Source organism: Phyllobacterium sp. YR620 (genome assembly GCF_900104165.1).
In the GTDB taxonomy this organism is placed as follows: Bacteria; Pseudomonadota; Alphaproteobacteria; order Rhizobiales; family Rhizobiaceae; genus Phyllobacterium; species Phyllobacterium pellucidum.
In genome coordinates, this window is record NZ_FNJP01000006.1 from 292,061 (window position 1) to 307,817 (window position 15,757).

16 protein-coding genes are annotated in these 15,757 nt (G+C 58.1%); 6 read left to right on the forward strand and 10 right to left on the reverse strand.

Annotation, left to right across the window (positions count from 1 at the left end):
• Position 1 precedes the first annotated feature (1 nt).
• The 3 genes from otnI (at position 2) to BLR72_RS19740 (ending at position 2,803) form a co-directional block, all read left to right on the forward strand.
• Entirely contained in the window at positions 2-784 is a 783-nt protein-coding gene (gene otnI / locus BLR72_RS19730; protein ID WP_091951258.1) for a 2-oxo-tetronate isomerase, read from the forward strand.
• Complete coding sequence (gene otnK, locus BLR72_RS19735; RefSeq protein ID WP_091951260.1) at positions 781-2,061, forward strand: 3-oxo-tetronate kinase; 1,281 nt, start codon at positions 781-783, stop codon at positions 2,059-2,061. The genes otnI and otnK overlap by 4 nt, the downstream gene beginning before the upstream one ends.
• An 82-nt stretch (positions 2,062-2,143) precedes the next feature.
• Positions 2,144-2,803 carry a dihydrofolate reductase family protein gene (locus tag BLR72_RS19740; protein ID WP_091951262.1) on the forward strand — a complete coding sequence of 220 codons (660 nt, stop codon included), beginning with the start codon at positions 2,144-2,146 and terminating at the stop codon, positions 2,801-2,803.
• 12 nt (positions 2,804-2,815) lie between these two features.
• Here BLR72_RS19740 and BLR72_RS19745 read toward each other — a convergent pair whose 3' ends face one another.
• The 4 genes from BLR72_RS19745 to BLR72_RS19760 form a co-directional block, all read right to left on the reverse strand.
• Complete coding sequence (locus BLR72_RS19745; protein ID WP_091951335.1) at positions 2,816-3,616, reverse strand: class I SAM-dependent methyltransferase; 801 nt, start codon at positions 3,614-3,616, stop codon at positions 2,816-2,818.
• A gap of 41 nt (positions 3,617-3,657) precedes the next feature.
• Positions 3,658-5,172 carry an FAD-dependent oxidoreductase gene (locus BLR72_RS19750; protein ID WP_091951264.1) on the reverse strand — a complete coding sequence of 505 codons (1,515 nt, stop codon included), beginning with the start codon at positions 5,170-5,172 and terminating at the stop codon, positions 3,658-3,660.
• A 150-nt stretch (positions 5,173-5,322) separates the two neighbouring features.
• Positions 5,323-5,532, reverse strand: coding sequence for a dodecin (locus BLR72_RS19755; RefSeq protein WP_091951266.1), 210 nt, complete (start codon positions 5,530-5,532; stop codon positions 5,323-5,325).
• 207 nt (positions 5,533-5,739) lie between these two features.
• Positions 5,740-7,776: an NADH:flavin oxidoreductase gene (locus BLR72_RS19760; protein ID WP_091951268.1), complete on the reverse strand. Its 2,037-nt coding sequence runs from the start codon at positions 7,774-7,776 to the stop codon at positions 5,740-5,742.
• A 145-nt stretch (positions 7,777-7,921) separates the two neighbouring features.
• Between BLR72_RS19760 and BLR72_RS19765 the strand changes: the two genes are divergently transcribed.
• Both BLR72_RS19765 and BLR72_RS19770 read left to right on the forward strand, forming a co-directional pair.
• Positions 7,922-8,551 carry a TetR/AcrR family transcriptional regulator gene (locus BLR72_RS19765; protein WP_091951270.1) on the forward strand — a complete coding sequence of 210 codons (630 nt, stop codon included), beginning with the start codon at positions 7,922-7,924 and terminating at the stop codon, positions 8,549-8,551.
• A gap of 195 nt (positions 8,552-8,746) precedes the next feature.
• Positions 8,747-9,748, forward strand: a complete 1,002-nt coding sequence (locus tag BLR72_RS19770; protein ID WP_027232056.1) for an ABC transporter substrate-binding protein — start codon at positions 8,747-8,749, stop codon at positions 9,746-9,748.
• A gap of 65 nt (positions 9,749-9,813) precedes the next feature.
• On the opposite strand, the gene BLR72_RS19775 is transcribed toward BLR72_RS19770, so the two are convergent.
• From BLR72_RS19775 to BLR72_RS19785, 3 genes are read right to left on the reverse strand one after another with little or no spacing between them, the layout of a single operon-like run.
• On the reverse strand, positions 9,814-10,413 hold the full coding sequence (locus BLR72_RS19775) for a dimethylsulfoniopropionate lyase (protein ID WP_091951271.1): 600 nt from the start codon (positions 10,411-10,413) through the stop codon (positions 9,814-9,816).
• Positions 10,414-10,447: 34 nt separating this feature from the next.
• On the reverse strand, positions 10,448-11,527 hold the full coding sequence (locus BLR72_RS19780; RefSeq protein WP_091951273.1) for an FAD-binding oxidoreductase: 1,080 nt from the start codon (positions 11,525-11,527) through the stop codon (positions 10,448-10,450).
• A gap of 2 nt (positions 11,528-11,529) precedes the next feature.
• Positions 11,530-12,780, reverse strand: a complete 1,251-nt coding sequence (locus BLR72_RS19785; RefSeq protein WP_091951274.1) for an aromatic ring-hydroxylating dioxygenase subunit alpha — start codon at positions 12,778-12,780, stop codon at positions 11,530-11,532.
• A 141-nt stretch (positions 12,781-12,921) separates the two neighbouring features.
• On the opposite strand from BLR72_RS19785, the gene BLR72_RS19790 reads away from it, so the two are divergent.
• Positions 12,922-13,818: a LysR substrate-binding domain-containing protein gene (locus BLR72_RS19790; protein WP_091951276.1), complete on the forward strand. Its 897-nt coding sequence runs from the start codon at positions 12,922-12,924 to the stop codon at positions 13,816-13,818.
• Between the two features lie 128 nt (positions 13,819-13,946).
• On the opposite strand, the gene BLR72_RS19795 is transcribed toward BLR72_RS19790, so the two are convergent.
• The 3 genes from BLR72_RS19795 to BLR72_RS19805 form a co-directional block, all read right to left on the reverse strand.
• Positions 13,947-14,132, reverse strand: coding sequence for a hypothetical protein (locus BLR72_RS19795; RefSeq protein WP_091951278.1), 186 nt, complete (start codon positions 14,130-14,132; stop codon positions 13,947-13,949).
• Positions 14,133-14,224: 92 nt separating this feature from the next.
• Positions 14,225-14,794: a potassium-transporting ATPase subunit KdpC gene (kdpC, locus tag BLR72_RS19800; protein ID WP_091951280.1), complete on the reverse strand. Its 570-nt coding sequence runs from the start codon at positions 14,792-14,794 to the stop codon at positions 14,225-14,227.
• An 11-nt stretch (positions 14,795-14,805) separates the two neighbouring features.
• Positions 14,806-15,757 (reverse strand): HAD-IC family P-type ATPase (locus tag BLR72_RS19805; protein ID WP_139202559.1); only part of this gene is annotated, 952 nt, incomplete at its 5' end.

The window sequence follows — 15,757 nt, forward strand, 5'->3', positions numbered from 1 at the left end:
CATGCCCGTATTTGCCGCCAACCTGACGATGATGTTCAATGAATGGCCGTTCCTCGATCGCTTCGATGCGGCAGCCGATGCAGGCTTCAGTGCAGTCGAATATCTTTTCCCCTACGACGCCGCGCCGGAAGCACTGGCCGAGCGGCTCGAGCGCAACAGGTTGCAACAGGCGCTGTTCAACCTGCCGCCGGGCGATTGGGCCGCGGGCGAACGCGGCATTGCTGCGCTGCCCGGACGGTTCGACGAGTTGCGTTCAGGCGTCGGTCGCGCACTCGAATACGCCGCGGCGACGGGAGCAAAAAAACTGCATCTGATGGCGGGCATCGCCGATCCGGCCGAGCCCGAAGCGCGATCACGCTATGGGCAGTCAGTCACTTACACGGCTGAACGGCTGGCGGAAAAAGGCATCGAACTGATGCTCGAACCCATCAATGCGCGCAATATGCCCGGTTATTTCCTCAACGATTTCAACAACGCGGTTGCGATGATCAAGGAACTCGAACTTCCAAACCTCAAACTGCAGTTTGACATTTACCACCGCCAGATCATGCATGGCGACGTAACGGTTGCACTGCGCGAGTTGATGGCGATGATCGGCCATATCCAGATCGCCAGCGTCCCGTCGCGCCACGAACCGGAGCGGGAAGAATTGAATTATCCCTGGGTGTTCGATGAAATCGACCGGTTGGGCTATCAAGGTTTCGTCGGCTGCGAGTACAACCCGCGCGGCGCCACCCTTGATGGACTAGGCTGGTTCAAGCCCTATGCAAGGACCCTGCCATGACGGTAGTGCTGGGGTGCATCGCCGACGATTACACCGGAGCGTCGGACCTTGCCAACACGCTGACGAAGAATGGCCTGCGGACTGTTCAGACGGTCGGAATCCCTGATCCAGCACTCCATCTCCCTGATGTCGATGCCGTCGTGGTCGCATTGAAGATCCGCTCGATCCCGGCGAGTGAAGCCATCGCAGCTGCGATGGCCGCCGATATATGGTTGCGCAGGCACGGCGCGTATCATGTCCTCTATAAAATCTGCTCGACGTTCGATTCAACGGCTGCCGGCAATATCGGACCAGTTACGGAAGCGCTCATCGGCTCGGATATGCAGACGGCTGTCTTGGTCACGCCGGCTTTTCCGGAGACGCGTCGCACCGTCTATCTCGGTCATCTTTTTGTCGGCGACCAGCCGCTGAACGAGAGCCCGCTCAAGGACCATCCACTCAATCCGATGCATGACGCCAATCTCGTGCGCGTGATGCAAGCGCAATCGCGGGGACCTGTCGGACTTGTCGAGCTGCCAACCGTCGCAAAAGGTCCGGGTGCTGTGCGGGAAAAGCTGATGGCACTACGCGGCCGGGGCGTCACTATTGCGATTGCCGATGCGGTTTTCGAACGAGATCTCGAGATTCTTGGTGAAGTCGCACTGGAGAACAGTGTTTCAACCGGGGCGTCCGGCCTTGGGCTAGGCCTGGCACGCGCCTTGGTGCGCTCAGGCCAGTTACCGAAGCCCAAGGATGCCCAAGCAGAAGTGGCGGGTGCTATTGGCGGTCTTGCTGCAGTCATTGCGGGCAGCTGCTCGGCGATGACGCTCAAGCAACTTGCATTCGCCGAGAAATCGATGCCGGTGCTGCGGCTCGATCCTGAGCGCCTGCTTGCCGGGCCGGAAGAAGTGGCTGCTGCAATTGCTTGGGCAGGCGATCGCATTCATGAAGGTCCGATTGTTATCGCAGCCAGCGCCGAGCCGGAGACGGTCGCGCGCTTGCAATCGCGCTATGGGCGCGAAGCATCGGGTCATGGCATCGAGGCGGCTACCTCGACCATTGCTGGCGAGCTTGTCGCGCGCGGTGTACGCCGTCTCGTCATTGCCGGCGGCGAGACATCGGGAGCGGCTGTGGACAGGCTCGCCATTCCCGCCTTTCTGATCGGCCCCGAGATTGCGCCCGGCGTTCCGGTCCTGAAATCGATCGGCAACAAACAGGGCGACATGCTTCTCGCCCTGAAATCGGGGAATTTCGGCGGCGAGGATTTCTTCCCGGCTGCACTCGCCATGATGCGTTGATATAATTTGTCGACCGCTGTCGGCATCGCCCACACTCCGGCGTCCTTGGTGCGGATGGAAATTTTCCGGGAAGGATAGCGGAATGCGAAAAGTGATTGTCGGTGCTTTTGTCAGTCTCGATGGCGTGATGCAGGCGCCGGGCGGGCCCGAGGAGGACCCTGTTGGCGGGTTCGAATATGGCGGGTGGGTTGCCCCCTATTTCGACGAGAAAATGGGCGAGGCGGTGGGCGAAATGTTTGCGAAGCCCTTCGATCTCCTGCTCGGGCGCAAGACCTACGACATTTTCGCGGCCCATTGGCCCTATGCAGGTGCTGACGATCCCATCGGGCCACTCTTCGATCGCATCACCAAATTCGTCGCTACCCGTAACGCGGATTTCAAGCTTGAGTGGCAGAACAGCCAGAGTCTGGGTCCGGATGTTGTCGCCGCGGTCAAAAAGCTGAAGGCCGAGGAAGGGCGGGATCTCTTGACGCAGGGATCGAGCGACTTCCTGCAAACACTCTTCAAGCATGATCTCGTCGACGAAATGTACGTTTCGATATTTCCACTCATACTTGGCAAGGGCAAGCGGCTGTTTGGGTCAGGCGCCACCCCTAATGCACTGAAACTCGTCAGTTCGAAAACGTCCGGAACCGGGACGACGATCAATAAATACATTCGCGACGGCGACGTCAGAACCGGTTCCTTCGAGTTCGATCAGCCAACGGAAGCCGAACTTCGACGTCGCAAAAACCTGACCTAGAATCTCCGCACGTCAGGCCACCTGCCCCCGGCATGCCCAGGCAACATTTGCAAAGGAACGCGGGCCATCCGGCCGACCCGCCTCGTAGGCATCGCGCACTGCGGCATCGGTGCGCGCCCGGCCCGCCTTGTCCAGGGCTGCGACGTACTTGCCGAGCGGTCCCTCCCCTGCGGCAATCGGCGCCCAGTAGTCGTCGAAGTCGCGGTAGTCCATGCGGATCATGAGCTCTGTCTCGGTCACGTCCACAAGCCCCTGTTCGACGAACGTCTGCTTCAGTTCGCCGGGCTGCATCATCGGCTGAAAGCAATAGCGGCTGCGCAACTGGCGTCCGCTGTCGCTGAGCGCTGCCACGGTATCTATCATCATGCGCATGCCCGGCATTCCGCCGAGATGATCCCAGACGGTCGCCGCAACGACGCCCCCCGGACGCACCACGCGGCGCATTTCGGTCACCGCCTTTGCGGTTTCGGGCACGAAGTGCAGCACGAGAAGCGCCATAGCACGGTCGAACGCGGCATCCTTGAAGGGCAAGGCACAAGCATCCGCCTGCTGGATATGGATGCGAGGATCCGTATTGCGCCGGTTCGCTTCCGCCACAAAAACCTCAGAAAAATCAATCGCCGCTATCTCGCTGAGATTGGGGTTCCGGGCCAGCGCGAATGTCAGGCTGCCGGTTCCACAGCCAACGTCGAGAATCTTTTCCCCATCGGCCAGTCCCGCAAAGTCAATAAATTGAAGCGCAAGCTTCTGGCTCCAGCGGCCCATAAGCTGCTCATAGCCGGCTGCGTCATGCACGTTAAAACTTGATGTCATCGAAACCTCCCCAAGATGCGACCGGCAAATACCGGCCCGCATCAAGCGTTTTGACGCTCCATCCGGACTTCGGCGTCCAGACTCTCCAGGTCCCGGTAAATCGTGACCGTGGCGAGCACCCGTCCGTTGCGTTTGTATTGAACTGCGCAGTCCTTCGCCCTTATGTCGCCACTGATGAAAACCTCGTCCCAGCTTTCGGCGTGCCCTACATAGTTGATCGGGATGTCATAATGCTGGCTCCAGAAGAAAGGCACAGCTTCGAACTTTTGCTGCCGTCCCAGCATGTTGAGTGCAGCAACCTGTCCCTGACGTTCCGCTACCACCCAATGTTCAACACGGATGGCTTGACCGGTATGCGGATCGGGCCAGCGCGCGATGTCGCCTGCCGCATAAATCCCCGGGACAGTTGTCTCGAGATAAGTATCGACCACAACGCCGTTGTCGATGGCGAGGCCGGCCTGTTCGGCTAGAGCAAGGCGGGGTCGCACCCCGATGCCGGCGACGATAAGGTCTATCTCATGCAGTTCGCCGCTCTTCAGCCGGACTTTTGAACCCTCGATTGCAATGACCGCATCTTCAAGGTGGAATATAACCCCGTGCTCCTCATGAAGGGCCCGGATGAAGTCGCCCATCTCCGCGCCGAGTACCCGTTCCATCGGCCGTTTGGAAGGGGCGACAACATGGACCTCAATATCGCGTGCCCGGAGCGCCGCAGCAACCTCGAGTCCGATAAAACTGGCGCCTATAACGAGGGCGCGTCGGGCGCTCCCGGTGGCTGCAATGATTGCGCGGCTGTCGTCGAGCGTGCGCAGCATATGGACGTTGGGCTGATCGGAGCCGGGTGTGGTCAAGCGTACCGGTTCGGCCCCCGTGGCCAGGAGCAGCCGATCATACGGCACCTTGTCGCCATCGGCGGTGATTACCTGCCCTGCGGCAACGTCGATCGCAGTAACTTCCGTTTGCAAACGAAGGTCGATACCCGCCTTGCTGTAGTACTTGTCCGATCGCAACGGCAACCAGTCTTCCGGCGCGCTGCCAGCGAGATAATCCTTCGACAGATTCGGTCTATCGACCGGTACGGAAGTGTCAGCGCTCAGCATGACGATGCTGCCCTGATAATTGTGCCGCCGAAGCATCTCTGCGGCCGCAAAACCCGCCGCGCCACCACCAATGATGACAACTCTCGCAGGCACGTCCTGTCCTGCGGGCTTTTCTTGCTTTTCCAGTTTGCTGTGAACAAAGAGCTTGCCGTCTCGTTGCTCAACTTTCCAGCACGACAATGGGCTTAAAGCAGGCGCCCGGACGGCTTCCCCGCTGCGCAGGTCAAAACAGGCATGGTGCCACGGGCAGCGAACGGTACTTCCGTCTACCAGCCCATCGACGAGCGGACCATGATAGTGGCTGCATTGTGCATCAATGGCGAATATTTCATCCCCGGTTCGCACCACGAGAATGTCCTTTTCCCCGACATGCCCGAGAAGCTTTCCTCCATCGAGGGCAATGACGGGAACACCCTGCGTCAGGTCGGGGCCGCTCGGGGACTGGTCTTGAGCCATGGGTGTCTCCTTCTTTAAAGAACATCAACCCCTTTAAGCCAATGCCAATTGCCGCACTTCGACAACTGAGCGCCCGGCTCAGCGACGCTGAAAATGCGCCCTGGCTGCGCGAAATGATGGTGACATTCCGCGCTCGCTCAATGCCGCACTTCAGTCCAATCGGAAGCCTGCTTTGAGGACGACCTGAAAGCGGGCCACCTCGCCATCCTGAATGTGGCCACGGATCTGGTCGACTTCAAACCAGTCGAGTTGCCTCGCGCTCTTGGATGTACGCGCGATGGCGTTCTTGATCGCTGAATCGACAGAATCGGTTGAACTGCCAACGAGTTCGATCTTCTTGTAGACGTGATCCTCACCCATAGGGTCCTCCTCTTGCGCTTTTCGTGTCGGCTTTCGGTACCTTCTTATTTCAAAGTACCGACATTCTGGGCCGACCGGGCGCAAATGTGAAGTTCATTCCGAGTGAAGGCCAATATCCTGTAGCCGGCACGCTATCACCTCGCCGAATGGCATGCTGATAGAGACCGTCGCCCCTGGATCAAGGCGCGCGTCTGGCCGAACACAAGCTCAGATATCCTTTGCGATACGCAAAGCGTCGTAGATCGCGGCGTGGGTATTTCGCGCTGCTACAGCATCACCGATGCGAAACAATTGGAAATTGCCCTGCGGATTGCGCATGACGCTCTGCGGTTCGCCAGCGAGAAGCTGGTCGTGCGAGACCTCCCCCAGATTGCTCGAGGCAGGCTTCAACTCAAAATAAAGCTCGTCAAGCGGAATTGTCCCGTGATTTATGACGATCTGATCAACGGTGCGTTGCTTGGCGACACCGCCGTAGTCGCTACCGATATGAGCGATGATCTGGTTGCCGCCCTTCTCGGCCCGTTCCAGCCGATACGTCACGGTGAACGTCACGTCGAGCTTCTGAAGCCATCGCATATAAGGCACGAGGTTCATCGCCATGACTTCCGGCGCAAAGGAGCGGTCCGGGGTCATGACTTCTACTCTCGCACCTGCCTTGGCCAGGAACTCAGCGGCCTGGAGACCGGTATGGTCGCCGGCATCGTCAAAGATTAACACGTTCGAGCCGGGCTTTGCATCGCCAGCGATGATATCCCAGGCGGAAACGACCAGTTCATTGCCGCTGGAAAGAACCTCCGTATGTGGCACGCCACCGGTTGCGATGATCACCACATCCGGTTTTTCGGCCGCTATCGTCTCGGCCTCCGCCCAAGTGTTGAAGCGGAAAATCACTCCAAGCTTTTCACACTGGCTCATTCGCCAATCGATGATGCTGATCATTTCGCGGCGGCGCTCGCTTTGCGCGGTCAGCCGGACCTGGCCGCCCGGATCGTCGGCAGCCTCGAGCACGACAACCTCATGGCCACGCTCGCCGGCCACGCGCGCAGCTTCAAGACCAGCAGGACCCGCTCCGACAATAACGACCTTTTTGCGGACGTCCGCTCGCTTGACGATATGCGGCATGGTCTCCTCACGCCCCGTCGCGGCGTTGTGGATGCAGAACGCCATTCCGCCTTGGTAGATGCGGTCGAGACAATAGTTGGCGCCCACACAAGGGCGAATGTCGTCCTCGCGCTTCTCGATGATCTTTCGCACGATATGTGGATCGGTCATATGAGCTCGCGTCATGCCGACCATGTCGACCTTGCCCGCCGCGATCGCGTAACGGGCGGTCGCGACGTCCGGAATCTTCGCCGCGTGAAACACCGGAAAATTCGTGGCAGCGCGAATCTCGCCTGCGAAATCGAGATGCGGCGCGTTTGCCATGCCCTGAATAGGGATTACGTCCGTCAGGCCGGCGTCCGTATCGATATGACCGCGAATGACGTTCAGATAGTCGACAAGGCCACTTTCCTTAAGCCGCTTGGAGATTTCGAGGCCCTCGGCCTTTCCTGTTCCGCCAGGAAGACTCTCATCTGCAGTGTAGCGCACGCCAAGGATAAACTCGTCACCAACCCGTTCGCGCATTGCCTTGAACACGTCGAAACAAAAGCGGAGCCGATTGTCCAGCGAACCCCCATAGGGACCATCCAGCTCATTTGTGAGCGGCGAAGTGAACTGGTCGATGAGATGGCCATAAGCCTCCAGTTCCACCCCATCCATTCCGCCGGCCTTCATGCGTTCAGCGGCGTCGGCAAAGTCCTTTATGATGCGCTCAATGTCCCAATCCTCCAATTTCTTCGGAAAGGCGCGGTGAGCCGCTTCACGGTGATGCGATGGCGCGACCACGGGCAGCCAATCGCCCTTGTCCCAGCGCGTCCGGCGCCCGAGATGGGTCAGCTGGATCATGATCGCTGCGCCCTCTTCATGCACGGCGTCGCTCATGCGCCTGATCCAGGGAACGATTTCATCCTTGTAGGCGAGGAGATTGTTGAACACCGGAGGACTGTCCCGCGACACCGCTGCTGAGCCTGCCGTCATGGTAAGTGCGATACCCCCTTTTGCTCTCTCAACCGTATAGGCGAGATACCGCTCCTTGGGCATGCCGTCTTCCGGATAGGCCGGCTCGTGCGAGGTCACGATGATGCGGTTGCGCAGCGTCAGATGCTTGAGCTGATAAGGCTGAAGAAGAGGATCGTCCGACATGAGCCGTCTCCAAACTGGATGTATCAACGCAGACGCTATGCCCAATGTACATATGTGTCAATATTCGAAACATCATCGTCCATTTTTACGACATAGCTGTACATTTTGGTTGTATGACAATTGTCATTTTGCTAGGATTCAATTCATGGAGCAGTCAGTAAACGACAGCGGTTGGCGAGGATCCCAGGAAGGATGGCTCGACGCAGCCTATGCCTCACTTCTCGAGTCCGGCATCGACTCCGTGAAGATATTGCCACTGGCCAAGAAGCTCGGCCTTTCGCGCACCAGTTTCTACTGGTTCTTCAAGGACCGCGAGGAATTGCTTGCCGCGCTTGTCGCAAAGTGGCGCGAGAAAAATACCGGCAATATGGTCAAGCAGTCCGAGGCCTATGCCGAGTCGCTGGTTGAAGCGATGTTGAACGTCTTCGACTGCTGGATCAATTTCGACCTGTTCGATGCGAAATTCGAGTTCGCCGTCCGCAGTTGGGCATTGCAATCGCCGGAAATCCTGGCGGAGGTGCAATTGGCCGACCAGACGCGCCTCGAGGCCCTGAAGCAAATGTTCGTTCGTTTCGGCCATTCGGAAATAACCGCCGACGTGCGCGCTCGAACGACGTACCTGGTTCAGATCGGATACATCTCGATGCAGTCCGAAGAAGATCTCGGAACCCGCATGAAGCGCATTCCCGAGTACATCGCAATTTATACCGGCCAGGAGCCGCAGCAGAGGGAGCTTGACCGCTTTTTCGCAAGGCATGGCCATAAACCCGCATGACACTCTGGCGAAGCGGGCAGATAATTGGATTGGCAGGATTGGCGCGAACGATTGATCGATCCCAAACATGCGCGCCCCGCCAAGTTGGACTGCATCAGGCTATCGGTGAGGATGGGAGATAATCCCTGACAGTCGCCGGGCGGGCGTTCGCGGCAACCCGCTCAGAATTGAAGTCCGCACACAAAGGGAACGACAATGAAAAAACTACTTGCATCAACATGCCTGGTTTTTGGCCTGCTGGGTGGAGCCTCCTTTGCCAACGCAGCCGAATGCGGCAGCATAACAATCGCAAGCATGAATTGGCAGAGTGCCGAAGTGCTTTCAAATCTCGACAAGATCATCCTTAACGAAGGCTACGGTTGCCAGGCCGATATCACCATCGGTGATACAGTGCCGACAATCACGTCCATGGCGGAAAAAGGTCAGCCGGATATCGCCCCCGAAGCATGGGTCGATCTGCTGCCTGAAATCGTCAAGAAAGGAACGGACGAGGGCAAGATCGTAGCCGTCGGTTCGCCGCTTCCCGATGGCGGCAATCAGGGTTGGTGGATTCCGAAATACCTTGCCGAAGCCCACCCGGATATCAAGACGATACCGGACATGCTGAAGCATCCGGAACTGTTCCCCGATCCCGAGGACGCTTCAAAGGGGGCAATCTTCAACGGACCGTCCGGTTGGGGCGGCACACTCGTTACAACGCAGCTCTATAAGGCATTTGACGCCGAGAAAGCGGGCTTCAGGCTCGTTGATACTGGCTCGGCAGCTGGTCTCGATGGCGCCATCGCCAAGGCCTATGAGCGCAAGCAGGGTTGGGTAGGTTATTACTGGGCGCCGACCGCTTTGCTCGGCAAATACCCAATGGTGAAGCTCGAGCCAGGCGCTCCGGCGGACCCGGCGGAGTGGAAGCGCTGCAACACGGTCGCAGATTGCCCGGACCCCAAGCCGAATGCATGGCCGATTGACAAGATTGTTACCCTGCTGGCCAAGCCCTTCTCGGAAAAGGTTGATCCGGCAGTATTGGATTATCTCAAGAAGCGCTCCTGGAGCAACGAGACGGTCAACAAGCTCATGGCCTGGATGACCGACAATCAGGCGACTGGCGAAGATGGCGCCAAGCACTTCCTGAAGGAAAACAAGGACATGTGGACCAAATGGGTCTCGCCGGAGGCCGCCAAGAAAATCGAAGCTTCCCTCTAACATCTACAGAAGTGCGGTGCGCCAAGGCTCACCGCACTTTGTTTGCTGCCCGACGCAGATGACTATTAAGCTGCTTTGTCCGTGCACAGGGCCCAGAATGCAAAGAGAGGTTTGTCGAGGGACCGCATGGCGTGCTTGATGTTCGGCACATTGTAGAACGAGCCGCCAATTCCGGGCGAAAACCACTCACCCTCGCCCTGCCTGAACTCACCCTCCGAAAGTACGAGATAAACCTCCTCGGGCGAATGGTCATGGTCCGGGTAGCGCACATTCGGCGCCAACAAGGTAGCGCCGAGCCAGATATCGGTGCGTTGTTCGAGCCCGCCAGGACCAAGAATCATCGCATTTGCATGGCCATCGACAAAATTGTCGCTCGCAGTCTTGTTGCTGGAACGGCGACGCCATTCGACAGACGGCTCGATCTGCCTGAACCGATCGACAAGTCGGGCCAGGGACGCGTGCCCGACATCGACGCCAAGTGCGCTGTCCAGATTGGAGCATGCGGGCAACCTGCTTCCCGCGCGCGACGCCGGCGTCCCGGGTGTATCAAGTGCTGAGAATAACTTCTGGATCGATTGGCGCGACTCCGGCCCTTGCGAAAACTCATTGAAAGCTGTGAACGCGGCATCGACGAACGACTGGAGAGCTTCGTTGCGGCCCTTCATTGCACTACCCCTCTTCAAGCGCAGCAAGCCGCAGCTAGCGGTCCACGACAAGGTCGGTCAGCGGCTTTGAACAGCATGGCAAGAACATGCCGGCGTCAATTTCGCGCTGACGGATCCCGCCGCCATGTTGCATGTCGACCTTGCCGCTGACCAGCTTGGACTTGCACGTTCCACAAATTCCGCTTGCGCAGGAAGAAGGGAGGCGGATGCCGGATTTCTTTGCCGCGGACAATATCGATTGGCTTGCAGAAACCTCGATTGCCTTTGCCTGCCGCGCAAATGTCACCTTGAATTTCGGGACGATAGCCTCGCCAACGCTTTCCGCAGCGACTGCAATGTCATCGGACACAGGATCGAAGCTTTCCTCGAGGTACCGCGTCGGATCTGCGCCAAGTTCACCCAATATTCCGCGGACGGTCGCCATGAATGGCGCGGGTCCGCAGCACATGGTGAAGCGCTCCGCAAGATCCGGCACGGCGGAACCGAGATATTCTTTCGACAGTCTGCCAACGGCACCTACAAATCCGGGCTTGCTACCCATCCTCTCCGGCAGAAGGATCAATCGAAAATTCCGCATCGTCCCGGCGCGGAATTCGAGCTCGTCGTGGAAGATGAAATCCTGCGGCGTTCTTCCCGCGTGCAGAAAAACGATGTCGGGAAACACATGCGCGTCGTCATAGGCCCGCACAATTGACATCAATGGCGTGATGCCGGAGCCGCCTGACAGGAACAGATACTTGCCTTCCGACTCAGTCGGCACCCTAAAGTTGCCCACCGGACCTTGCGCCTGAATTTCCATTCCCGGAGCAAGATTGTCGTGCAGCCAATTCGAGACAAGGCCGCCTTCGACGCGCTTCACCGTGATTGAAATCGATCTCGGCCGCAACGGCGAGGACGATATGCTGTAGCAACGACGTTCAACGATCCCGCCGGTTTCGACTTCGAAGCTGAAATACTGTCCGGCGCTGAAATTGAAGTAACGCCTCTCGCTGCACACAAAGGTGAACGTTTTTACATCATGGGTTTCGTCGCGGACATCAGCGCAGGTCATCCTTTGGTTGAGCGCTGGATCCCAGTAAAGGCCGTCCTGGCTGCACGATAGTGGAGACAGCATATTCAGTATCCGTTCTCACGCATCTGATCGACATACCAGGTGGCAAAGTTATCGAGCTGCTGTTCGGTGAACCTGGAGTAAGGGCCAGGTTCGTAGGCCGGATCGAGAACACCGGAATGCGCCCGGGCAACCAGTTCCGCATCCTGTTCAGTTGTCGCGACCCACACGCTGGTCAGCTTCTCGATATCGTAATCCACGCCTTCGACGGCATCCTTGTGAACGATCCACTTTGTTCTGACCATCGTGGTATCGGGGCTCAACGGAATTATCATCGAGATCACCGCATGGTCGCCCATGAAATGATGCCAGCAATTGTGACCCCATAGATGCGTATCCCCCAGATCCTTCCGTGTCATGGACCCGAGAAGTTTATTTGAAGCCGCAGTTGCATCAGGTGTCTGGGATTCTCCGGCGCCGGCAATGATCAGGCGCTGCGTTCGGAAATTCGTGGTGCAATTGATAACACCTTCAACGACCGCCGATTTGTGCCCCTCTTCCTCCCAGATACGGGTGCGCTCCTCATAAAGCGCCTGATGTTCTTCAGCTTCGGCCCGCTCCTCCTCGCTCAAACTTGCAGGGTCAAATCCGAAATCGAGGTCGATGAAGGAGACGCAAAGCTCAGGATGATTGGCCGAGCAATGGTAGCACTCGCGATTGTTTTCGATCGTCAATTTCCAGTTGCCGCGTTCGATGACCTCTGACTGGTATGCCACCTTGGCATTGCCGATGTCGTAGAGCGCCAGTCTTTCTTCCATTGTGTCGGCAAGGCGCTGCACATCGGCGGGCGGGTTGTCGGATAGACAAACATAAATCAGGCCGCCGATTGATTTGAAATTTACGGGCTTGAGGTTGTGACATGAGCGGTCAAAATCGGAACCCATGTGCGGGGCATGAATGAGTTCACCCGTGAGTTCATAAGTCCACTGGTGATAGGGACAGACGAGTTTTGAAATCACGGTCGATCCCGCGTCGAGAAGGCGGGAGCCCCTGTGCCTGCAGACATTGTGCACGACCTGAATCTCGTTGTCGTCATCGCGCAAAAGAATGACGCTGGACTGTCCGATATCGATGACTTGAGCGTCGCCCGGTTCAGGCACGTCGCACTCGAGCCCAACACAGATCCAATGGCGACGGAAAAAGACGTCCATGTCGGCTTCAAAAATATCCTGACGGGCATAGAACTCGGCGGGCAGCGAATATCCCGCGCGACGGCTGTCCAGCAGCGTCGAAATTTCAGTGCGCGTCTGAAGCATGGTCGATCTCTCCTGGTTTTGAAAATAATCCTCTTGATCAACACAACCTTCAACGGCAGAAATATTCATAATTCGCTTGAGAAAATATCATGCAAATCCGACACTGGCTGATGATTGGCGTGTCGTTTCAACAGGTGCCCTTTGGCTGGCTTTCGAAAGAACGTTCCTTCTTTGAATGCATTGGTCGCCCTTGAGGCGGCGTCCCGGCATAAAAGTATCACGCTCGCAGCGGCTGAACTCGGCGTGACGCAGTCTGCGGTTAGCAGGCAAATAAGCTCGCTCGAAACGGACCTTGGAACCAAGCTGTTCGTGCGAAAGCACAGATCCATAGAGCCGACATCCAATTGCCTCATGCTGGCTTCGTCGCTCGCCAACAGCTTTTCGGCGATCAGCGAAAGCGTCGACCTTATAAGATCAAGCAATCGCACCGAGACAGTCACGATCGGCGCCACACTTGCTTTCTCCACACTCTGGCTTCTGCCCCGGCTGAGTGAATTTCGACAGCGGTTTCCCTCGGTACAGATGCGCGTGGTTTCGCAGGATGCCCGTATTCAACTTGAATCCGGCGAAGTCGATGTGGCTATCCGCTTTGGAATTCCGCCATTCGAAGATGCGGAAGTGATTGCTTCGAGGCCCGATACGATTTTTCCTGTCTGCTCGCCTGAATATGCAATGCGCCTCGAAAATCCCGCGCACTTCTACGATTCGAACGCCGACCTCATTGCAAACGATGTCTCCGAAAGAACCTGGTATTCGTGGGGCGACTGGTTCTCACGCGCTGGTATCAAGGCGCATGTTCCAAAACCGAGCCTGCGATTCAATCATTACGCGGACGCTTTGCAGGCCGCGCGGGCCGGACAGGGAATCATGCTTGGATGGAACGTCCTCGTGAATGGTTTTCTGCAAGACGGATCGCTCGTTCGCCTGGGCGATCTCGTTGTCACACCCGAAGGACGGTACAATGTGCTCGTCCCGAAACGAGCCAAGCGTATGCCAATTCGCGAGATCGCGGCTGAATGGATTGCAAGCAATCTTTGAGTAGGGATGACAGACACGCATTGGGTGGCAACTTGACCCGCGTCACCATAGTTTCGAGGATCTGGAACGCGACGGGCGCACGGTCGCGGAGGTGTGGTTCTGAACATCCGTCACCGCCGAAGCCGAATTCAGGTCAGGAACATCGCGGCGAACAGCAGGGCAACGATGGCAATCGCGCCGACCCGCAATTTCCAGTTGGCTGTGCGTGCCCGTTTCGGGGGTTCCTGGTCGGCGGGTGGCCGATCATCGACCTCGGCCTGGTAGGCCAGGAAGGCGACCACCACAATCGCCAGGATCAAGGTAAGGTCATGCATTTCTTAAACTCTCCGAAATCAATCTCGCGACCGAGGAGAACGCTGAGGCAGCACCGGAGACCAGCATTTGCCAGTCTCCGGCACGATCACAATTATGGCGCCTTTACCGCATCGAGCGCGAGGTTGAGGGCCAGCACATTCACCACCGGTTCCCCCATAAAGCCGAGTTCGCGACCCTCGACTTGCCGGTCCACCAGCTGGCGCAGGCTCGCCTCGTCCATTCCCCGTGCCTTGGCGACACGCGGCACCTGGAAATAGGCGGCTTCCGGCGAGATGTGAGGGTCGAGCCCGCTGCCGGAGGTCGTCACCAGATCCATCGGTACTGCCGCATCAGGATTGGTTTCCTTGAGCGCTGCAGCATCGGCCTTGATCCGCTCGATCAGCTTCGGATTGGTCGGGCCGAGGTTGGAGCCGCTGGAAGCGGCAGCGTTATAGCCGTCGCCGGCCGCCGACGGCCTGCCGTGGAAGTATTGTTCGCCCGTAAAGGCCTGACCGATCAATTCGGAGCCGACGACAGTGCCACCCTTTTCGATCAGGCTTCCATTGGCCTGACGCGGGAAGATCGCTTGGGCGAGACCTGTCATGCCGAGCGGGTAGATGAGGCCGGTGATGACGGTCAGCGCCACGATCATGACCAGCGCGGGTTTGAGTTGTTTCAACATTGGAATGATCCTTATGCGAGGCCGAGGCTGGTTATGATCACGTCGATGGCCTTGATGCCAACGAAGGGAACGATCACGCCGCCAAGGCCGTAGATGAGAAGATTGCGCCGCAAGAGCGAGGCGGCGCCGACCGCCCGGTATTTGACGCCCTTCAGCGACAGCGGGATGAGCGCGACGATGATCAGCGCATTGAAGATGATCGCCGAAAGGATCGCACTCTGCGGCGTCTGCAGGCCCATGATATTGAGCGCGCCGAGTTGCGGATAGAAGGCAAGGAACATCGCCGGAATAATGGCGAAGTACTTGGCTATGTCGTTGGCGATCGAAAACGTCGTCAGCGCGCCGCGGGTCATCAGCAACTGCTTGCCGATGCCGACGATCTCGATGAGCTTGGTCGGATCGCTGTCGAGATCGACCATGTTGCCGGCCTCGCGGGCTGCGACTGTGCCAGTGTTCATTGCCACGCCGACATCCGCCTGCGCGAGAGCCGGAGCGTCGTTGGTACCGTCGCCGCACATGGCAACGAGCTTGCCCTTCGCCTGTTCATCACGGATGAGGGTCAGCTTGTTCTCCGGGGTTGCCTGCGCGAGGAAATCATCGACGCCGGCTTCAGCAGCGATGGCAGCAGCGGTCAACGGGTTGTCGCCGGTGATCATCACAGTACGGATGCCCATGCGCCGCAATTCGGCAAAACGCTCGCGGATGCCGCCCTTGACGATATCCTTGAGGTGAACGATGCCGAGCAGCCTGCCGTCGCGCGCGACGGCAAGCGGGGTCCCGCCGGCTTTGGCGATACGGTCGGCGATAGACTGCAGATCGCGGACGACGTCGGCGCCAAGTCGCGGCACGATCGTCGCCACATTGCCGCCGACAGCTGCAACTGAAGCTACGGTCGACTGGTCGACATAGGCGAGCACGGCATCAACTGCACCCTTGCGGATCGAGGAGCCGTCGATATCGACG

Excerpts from the sequence above, each read along its gene's own strand:
- BLR72_RS19755 (WP_091951266.1), bottom strand. The coding sequence starts at position 5,532 with ATGGGTGAGGATCACGTCTACAAGAAGATCGAACTCGTTGGCAGTTCA.
- BLR72_RS19770 (WP_027232056.1), top strand. The coding sequence starts at position 8,747 with ATGAAAAAACTACTTGCATCAACATGCCTGGTTTTTGGCCTGCTGGGT.
- BLR72_RS19795 (WP_091951278.1), bottom strand. The coding sequence starts at position 14,132 with ATGCATGACCTTACCTTGATCCTGGCGATTGTGGTGGTCGCCTTCCTG.
- BLR72_RS19740 (WP_091951262.1), top strand. The coding sequence starts at position 2,144 with ATGCGAAAAGTGATTGTCGGTGCTTTTGTCAGTCTCGATGGCGTGATG.
- BLR72_RS19760 (WP_091951268.1), bottom strand. The coding sequence starts at position 7,776 with ATGTCGGACGATCCTCTTCTTCAGCCTTATCAGCTCAAGCATCTGACG.
- BLR72_RS19745 (WP_091951335.1), bottom strand. The coding sequence starts at position 3,616 with ATGACATCAAGTTTTAACGTGCATGACGCAGCCGGCTATGAGCAGCTT.
- otnI (WP_091951258.1), top strand. The coding sequence starts at position 2 with ATGCCCGTATTTGCCGCCAACCTGACGATGATGTTCAATGAATGGCCG.
- BLR72_RS19785 (WP_091951274.1), bottom strand. The coding sequence starts at position 12,780 with ATGCTTCAGACGCGCACTGAAATTTCGACGCTGCTGGACAGCCGTCGC.
- kdpC (WP_091951280.1), bottom strand. The coding sequence starts at position 14,794 with ATGTTGAAACAACTCAAACCCGCGCTGGTCATGATCGTGGCGCTGACC.
- BLR72_RS19765 (WP_091951270.1), top strand. The coding sequence starts at position 7,922 with ATGGAGCAGTCAGTAAACGACAGCGGTTGGCGAGGATCCCAGGAAGGA.
- otnK (WP_091951260.1), top strand. The coding sequence starts at position 781 with ATGACGGTAGTGCTGGGGTGCATCGCCGACGATTACACCGGAGCGTCG.
- BLR72_RS19750 (WP_091951264.1), bottom strand. The coding sequence starts at position 5,172 with ATGGCTCAAGACCAGTCCCCGAGCGGCCCCGACCTGACGCAGGGTGTT.
- BLR72_RS19775 (WP_091951271.1), bottom strand. The coding sequence starts at position 10,413 with ATGAAGGGCCGCAACGAAGCTCTCCAGTCGTTCGTCGATGCCGCGTTC.
- BLR72_RS19780 (WP_091951273.1), bottom strand. The coding sequence starts at position 11,527 with ATGCTGTCTCCACTATCGTGCAGCCAGGACGGCCTTTACTGGGATCCA.